General features: G+C 74.9%; 5 protein-coding genes and 1 pseudogene. 2 read left to right on the top strand and 4 right to left on the bottom strand.

Features of this window, described 5'->3' with window-relative positions:
• Window positions 1–321 (top strand): annotated as a pseudogene (locus tag NH602_RS27720) (hypothetical protein); the annotation flags it as partial.
• 47 nt (window positions 322–368) lie between these two features.
• On the opposite strand, the gene NH602_RS27715 reads toward NH602_RS27720, so the two are convergent.
• From NH602_RS27715 to NH602_RS27705, 3 genes are read right to left on the bottom strand one after another with little or no spacing between them, the layout of a single operon-like run.
• Window positions 369–1016, bottom strand: a complete 648-nt coding sequence (locus NH602_RS27715; RefSeq protein ID WP_073576041.1) for an RNA methyltransferase — start codon at window positions 1014–1016, stop codon at window positions 369–371.
• Complete coding sequence (pyrE, locus tag NH602_RS27710) at window positions 1013–1573, bottom strand: orotate phosphoribosyltransferase (RefSeq protein ID WP_073576042.1); 561 nt, start codon at window positions 1571–1573, stop codon at window positions 1013–1015. Before pyrE ends, NH602_RS27715 begins: the two co-directional genes overlap by 4 nt.
• A complete protein-coding gene (locus NH602_RS27705; RefSeq protein ID WP_073576043.1) occupies window positions 1570–2343 on the bottom strand; it encodes an SDR family oxidoreductase in 774 nt (257 codons plus the stop codon). Before NH602_RS27705 ends, pyrE begins: the two co-directional genes overlap by 4 nt.
• A 152-nt stretch (window positions 2344–2495) precedes the next feature.
• Here NH602_RS27705 and NH602_RS27700 point away from each other — a divergent pair, with 152 nt between their 5' ends.
• Complete coding sequence (locus NH602_RS27700; RefSeq protein WP_083658700.1) at window positions 2496–4094, top strand: NAD(P)/FAD-dependent oxidoreductase; 1599 nt, start codon at window positions 2496–2498, stop codon at window positions 4092–4094.
• A gap of 1 nt (window position 4095) precedes the next feature.
• On the opposite strand, the gene NH602_RS27695 is transcribed toward NH602_RS27700, so the two are convergent.
• Window positions 4096–5103 carry an adenosine deaminase gene (locus NH602_RS27695; protein ID WP_253069331.1) on the bottom strand — a complete coding sequence of 336 codons (1008 nt, stop codon included), beginning with the start codon at window positions 5101–5103 and terminating at the stop codon, window positions 4096–4098.
• Window positions 5104–5273 lie beyond the last annotated feature (170 nt).

The following is a 5273-nucleotide window of genomic DNA, read 5'->3' as shown; positions in this document are numbered from 1 at the left end:
CCGGTCGACGGCGTCGCGGGCGCCGCGACCGGTGCGGCCGCCGCCACCGTCACCGGCCGCTCCGCCGACGACGACCCGGCCGCGGTCACCATGCAGATGCCGGCCGTCGGGAGCGGCCCGGCGCCGCGGGCCGGACGCCCCCGGGACGGGCAGACGACGTTCGCCCAGCCCGGTCGTGCCCCGCAGCACGGCGGGACCGCACCACGGCACGGTGGCGCGGTGCCGCCGCACGGCCCCGGCCCCCGCCCGCAGGACGGCACGGAGCCGCCGTACCGCCACACCACCGGTCGCCCCACCATGCCGCCCCGGCACGGCAACTGAGCATCGATCAGCACGTTTCCGCCCTGTCCGGGGCGGAAACGTGCTGATCACCAGGCGTCGGACAGGTCCGCGTGCTCGCGGATCCATGCGTGCATCACGATCCCCGAGGCCACCCCGGCGTTGACCGAGCGCGTCGAGCCGAACTGGGCGATCGACACGACCAGGTCCGCGGCGTCGCGCAGCTCCGGTGACAGCCCGGGGCCCTCGGCGCCGAACACGAGCACGCAGTCCCGCGGCAGCGACGTGGCCTCCAGCCGGACCGCGCCCGCGACGTTGTCCACCGCGACCACGGCCAGGCCGTGCTCCCGGGCGAACGCGACGAGACCGTGCGAGTCGGCGTGGTGGTGCAGCCGCAGGTAGCGGTCGGTGACCATCGCGCCGCGGCGGTTCCACCGGCGTCGCCCGACGATGTGCACGCCGGCGACCCCGAAGGCGTTCGCCGTGCGCACCACCGTGCCGATGTTGTGGTCGTGCCCGAGGTTCTCGATCGCCACGTGGAACGGGTGCGCCCGGCCTGCCAGGTCCGCCGCGACGGCTTCGCGGCGCCAGTAGCGGTAGCGGTCGACGACGTTGCGCCGGTCACCGTGCTCCAGCAGCTCCGGGTCCCACTGGTCGCCCTGCGGCCACGGCCCGGCCCACGGGCCGACCCCGACCTGGCCGGGGACCGACCACTCGCTGGGCCCGGGCTCGCTCATCCCAGCTGCAGGTCCGCCAGCCCCAGCAGCGCGCGGTACGGCACGCCCTCGGCCTCGACGGCCTGCCGGGCGCCGGTGTCGCGGTCGACGACGGTGCACACCCCGACCACGTCGGCGCCGGCCTGGAGTACCGACCGGACCGCGGTCAGGACCGAGCCGCCGGTGGTGGAGGTGTCCTCGACGACCAGCACCGGGCGGCCGGTGATGTCCGGGCCCTCGATGAGCCGCTGCATGCCGTGCTTCTTGGTCTCCTTGCGGACGACGAAGGCGTCGACCGGGTCGGTGTCCGGCTCGGCCGCCGCCGCGTGCAGCACCGCCGTCGCGACCGGGTCCGCGCCGAGCGTCAGCCCGCCGACCGATCGGTAGGTCCAGTCCGTGGTGAGCTCGCGCAGCAGCCGCCCGATCAGCGGGGACGCCTCGTGGTGCAGCGTGACGCGGCGCAGGTCGATGTAGTAGTCGGCCTCCGCGCCGGAGGAGAGCGTGACCCGCTCGTGGACGACGGCGATCTCCCGGACCAGCGCGGCGAGGCGGGAGCGGTCGGTGTGTGCGGAGCTCATGTGCGATCCCTGTCGAACGTCGCCGTGATGCGTCGCAGCAGGCTCCGGGGCAGCACCCCGGTCACCCCCACGATCGCCTTGTACTGCCTGGAGGGCACGGAGACGACCCGGCCCCGGTCGAGGTCGGCGAGTGCCTCGTCGACGACCTGGGAGGCCTCCAGCCACAGCGGGCCGCGGCGGGCGCCGACGTCGATGCCGGCCCGCTCGTGGAACTCGGTGCGCACGTAGCCGGGGCACAGCACCATCGCGCGCACCCCGGTGCCCTGCAGCGACGCCGCGACGCCCTCGGTGAAGGAGATGACCCACGCCTTGTCGGCCGGGTAGGTGGAGCCGCGCCCGGCCAGGAAGCCCGCGACGCTCGCGACGTTCAGCACCGCGCCGGTGCCGCGGTCGACCATCCCGGGCAGCGCGGCCCGGGTCAGCTCCAGCACGGCGGCCACGTTCACCTGCAGCTGGCGGGCCAGGTCGGCGGCGTCGTTCTCGAGGAAGGAGGCGCCCAGCGCGAGCCCGGCGTTGTTGACGAGCAGGTCGACCGGCGCGAGGTCGGGGTCGGCGAGGCGGCGCACGACCCGGGCCCGCTGGTCCGGGTCCGACAGGTCGGCGGGCAGCACCTCGACGGCGACGCCGAGGTCGCGGTAGCGCTGCGCGGCGGTCTGGAGGCGGTCGGCGTCGCGCGCCACGAGCACGAGGTCGCGGCCGTCGGCGGCGAGCCGATCGGCGAACGCGGCCCCGATCCCCGACGACGCGCCCGTGATCATGACGGAGGGCACTCGGGGAGCGTAGTGCGTCCGCACCCGACCGGCGCAGGCGCGACGGTTACCGACGGGTCGGGTGTGACCCGTGCGACAGGGGTGTGCGACGACCTCGTGAGACGGGCCGCTCTCGCGTGCCGGTGCACCATGAAGCCTTTACCGTCGAGACCATGACGTCCGAGGCGCTGCCGATCCAGCGGCCGGTCGATCCCGCTTCCCCCGGCGCCGCCGACGTGCCGAGCGGCCCGTCGCCCCGTCATTCGAGGGTCGCCGTCGTGGGGGCGGGGTTCACCGGACTCGCCGTGGGCCTGGCCCTGCTGCGGCGGGGTGTGCACGACTTCGTCCTGCTGGAGCGGGCGGACGACGTCGGCGGGGTGTGGCGCGACAACACCTACCCCGGTGTCGGCGTCGACACGCCGTCGCCGCTGTACCAGCTGCGGGCCATGACCAACCCGGACTGGAGCGACCTCTACGCGCCCGGCCACGAGGTGCAGGACTACGCCCGGCGCCTGGCCCACTCGACCGGCCTGCTCGACCACGTCCGCTTCGACGCCGACGTGCTCTCCGCCCGCTGGGACCCCGCGGACGCCCGCTGGCGGATCGCGACACCGTCCGGTGAGTTCACCGCGGACGTCCTGGTCAGCGCGGCCGGGCTGGTCGCCGACCCGAAGCTGCCCGACGTCGAGGGCCTCGCGGACTTCCCCGGCCCGGTGTTCCACTCCGCCCGCTGGGACCACGACGCCGAGCTCGCCGACCGGCGCGTCGCCGTCGTCGGGACGGGGGCGACGGCGATCCAGCTCGTCCCCGAGCTGCAGCCGCGCGTCACCGAGCTGCACGTCCTGCAGCGCACCCCGGCCTGGATCCTGCCCAAGCCCGAGCGGCCCGTCGGCGAGCGCACCCGTCGCGCGCTGGCGGCGAACCCGCTGCTGTGCCGGATGCAGTTCGACGTCATCTACGTCGGCGCCGAGCTGCTCGCCGCGACCCGTCGCTCGCGGCTGCTGCGCGAGACACTCACCCGGGTCGGCCGCAGGCATCTCGCCGCCCAGACGCCCGACCCGCAGCTGCGCGCGCGGCTGACCCCCGACTTCGACTACGCCTGCAAGCGGCCGCTGGTCTCGAACGACTACCTGCCCGCGATGAGCGCGCCGAACACGACGCTGCACACCGGTGGGCTCGCCCGGGTCGAGGGGCGGACCGTCGTCTCCGGCGACGGAAGCCGCGCAGAGGTCGACGCGATCGTGCTGACCACCGGGTTCGAGGTCGGCGCGACGGCCCCGATCGCGCGCCGCATCCACGACGCCCACGGCAGGTCCCTGCACGACCACTGGGGCGCCTACCCGCGCGCCTACCTGGGGATGAGCTACCCCGGCTTCCCGAACCTGTTCCTCATGCAGGGTCCGAACGCGACCAGCGGGGCCAGCTCGACGCTGCTGTTCTCCGAGGCCCAGGCCCGCTACGTCGCCGACGCCGTGTGCCGGATGGCGGCCGAGGGCATCCGCGCGCTCGACGTGAAGCCCGCCGTCGAGGAGCGCTGGACGCGGCGGATCCGGCGCCGCTCGGCGCGCACCGTGTACGAGACCGGCGGCTGCGCGAGCTACTACCAGAACGACGAGGGCGTCAACGTCGTCATGTGGCCGGCCAACACCGCGGAGTACCAGCTGCGGACCCGCCGGTTCCGGCTGTCGCCGTTCGACGTCGAGCGGGGACGGACCGGTGCCGGGCACCCGCTGCACCCGTTGCGCCCGGTCCGGCTCGCCGCGACGGCCTGACTCACCCGCGGGCCGCGGCCCCCCAGTCGGCGACCTCGCCGAGCAGGCGCTGCACGGCCTCGTCGTCGAGGAACGACGAGGTGATCGAGTTGGCGGCCAGCGTGCGGAGCTGGTCGTCGGTGAAGCCGAGGCCCTCGCGGACCGCGGCGTAGTTCGCGTCGGCGTAGCCGCCGAAGTAGGCGGGGTCGTCGGAGTGCACCGACACGTTCAGCCCCGCCGCGAGCATCTCCGGCAGCGGGTGCAGCCCGATGCCGGGGACGCAGGCGAGCCGGACGTTGGACAGCGGGCAGACCGTCAGCGGGGTGCGGTCACGGACCAGGCGGGCGACGAGGGCGTCGTCCTCGATCGCGCGGATGCCGTGGTCGACGCGCAGCACGCCCAGCTCGTCGAGGGCCTCGGTCACATAGCCCGCCGGGCCCTCCTCCCCCGCGTGCGCGACCGGCTTGAGACCCAGCCCGCGGGCCCGCTCGAACACCGAGGTGAACTTCGACGGCGGGTGCCCGACCTCGGCCGAGTCGAGCCCGACCCCGACGATCCGGTCCAGGTACGGCTCCGCCGCCCGCAGGGTCTCCTCCGCCTCGGCGGCCGACCGGTCGCGCAGGAAACAGAGGATCAGCCCGGCGGAGACGTCGTCGGCGTGGTGCTCGATCGCGTCGGTGAGCCCGCCGATCACGTCGCCGATCGCGACGCCGCGAGCGGTGTGCGCCTGAGGGTCGAAGAACATCTCGACGTGCCGGACCCCCTGCTCCGGGCAGGTCCGCAGGTACGCCGACGCGAGCGCGGTGAAGTCGTCGCGGGTCCGCAGGCCGGCCATGTTGGCGTAGTACACGTCCAGGAAGGACTGCAGGTCGGTGAAGTCGTAGGCCGCCCGCAGCTCCTCCACCGAGGCGTACGGCAGCGCGACGTCGTGCCGCCGGGCCAGCTCGAACACGGTCTCGGGTTCGAGCGTGCCCTCGATGTGCAGGTGCAGCTCGGCCTTCGGCAGCGGCGGGGTCCCGGTGGTCGTCACCGGGACATCATCCCGTGCCGCCCCGCGCGGTCAGGAGCTGGTGACCGTCGACGTCATGTAGGCCGAGACCTGGTGGCCACGGGAGCGGTCACGGGCCGCGGCGCTCGCGCGGGCGCGCTGCGCCGCGGTGCGCACCGGACCGGCCGCCCAGTGCCGCCCGCAGTCCCCGG

The organism is Pseudonocardia sp. McavD-2-B (genome assembly GCF_024124365.1).
Taxonomy (GTDB): domain Bacteria; phylum Actinomycetota; class Actinomycetes; order Mycobacteriales; family Pseudonocardiaceae; genus Pseudonocardia; species Pseudonocardia alni.
This window is presented reverse-complemented; position numbering and strand designations above follow the sequence as displayed.